Origin of the sequence: Streptomyces sp. NPDC090442 (genome assembly GCF_044769405.1) — a bacterium.
GTDB lineage: Bacteria > Actinomycetota > Actinomycetes > Streptomycetales > Streptomycetaceae > Streptomyces.
Genome location: NZ_JBIVXW010000276.1, coordinates 1 through 1,231 on the forward strand (window position 1 = coordinate 1; position 1,231 = coordinate 1,231).

At 64.6% G+C, this 1,231-nt stretch carries 1 protein-coding gene; it reads left to right on the plus strand.

What is annotated here, in order from left to right; translation table 11 throughout:
• Nucleotides 1-94: 94 nt before the first annotated feature.
• A partial coding sequence (locus ACIQU6_RS45015) for a polyketide synthase dehydratase domain-containing protein (RefSeq protein WP_403488574.1) occupies nt 95-1,231 on the plus strand: 1,137 nt, incomplete at its 3' end.

Here is a 1,231-nt window from a genome sequence, read left to right on the forward strand (position 1 = left end):
TGCGTCGGGTGTGGTGTCGCGTGCTGGTGTTCGGTCGGTGGATGTGGGTGGGTTTGGGGTGTGGCCGCCGGTGGGTGGGGTGGCGGTGGATGTGGTGGGTGCGTATGAGGGTCTTGCGGGTGCTGGTTATGGGTATGGGCCGGTGTTTCAGGGGTTGCGTGGGGTGTGGTGTGAGGGTGATGTGGTGTGGGCTGAGGTGGTTTTGCCTGGGGGTGTGGAGGGTGTTGAGGGGTTTGGGGTGCATCCGGCGTTGTTGGATGCGGCGTTGCATGCGGTGGGTGTGGGTGGGTTGTTGGGGGTTGGGTCTGGTGTGGGGCCGCGGTTGCCGTTTGTGTGGTCGGGGGTGCGGGTGCATGCGGTGGGTGCGGTGTGTGTGCGGGTGCGTTTGGAGCGGTTGAGTGGTGATGCGGTCTCGGTGGTTGTGGTGGATGAGTCGGGTGCGTTGGTGGTGACGGCGGAGTCGTTGGTGTTTCGTGAGGTGGCTGCGGAGCGGTTGGGGGTTGGTGGTGTGGGTGTGGGGTCGTTGTTTGAGGTGGAGTGGCGGTCGCAGGCGCGTTGTGGTGTCTCTTGTGGGGATTGGGTTGGTCTGGGTGGGTTGGCTGGTCCTGGTGGTGCGTATGGCGATCTGCCGTCCCTGCTGGGTGGGTTGGATGAGGGTGTGGGTGTGCCGGAGACCGTGGTTGTCTCTGTCGGTGACGCTGGTGTTGTTGGGGTGTTGGGGTTGGTGCAGGGGTGGCTTGGGGAGGAGCGGTTGGCGCAGTCGCGGTTGGTGGTTGTTACGCGGGGTGCGGTGGGTGTTCGGGCGGAGGATGCGGTCGAGGGGTTGGCGCAGGCTGGTGTGTGGGGGTTGGTGCGTTCTGCGCAGTCGGAGCACCCGGACCGGTTCGTGCTGCTGGATGTCGAGGGTGGCGTTGAAATCGACTCTGCTGTGGTGGGGTTGGTGGGTGATGAGTCTCAGGTGGCGGTGCGGGGTGGTGGGGTGTTTGTGCCGCGGTTGCGTCGGGTGTTGGAGTCTCAGGGTGAGGTGTCTGGTGAGGTGTCTGGGGAGGTGTGGGGTCCTGAGGGTACGGTGTTGATCACGGGTGGTACGGGCACGTTGGGTGGTCTGGTGGCTCGGCATCTTGTTGTGCGTCATAGGGTGCGTCATCTGTTGTTGCTTAGTCGGAGTGGTGTGGGTGCTGCGGGGGCTGGGGAGTTGGTGGCGGAGTTGGAGGGTTTGGGTGCGCATGTG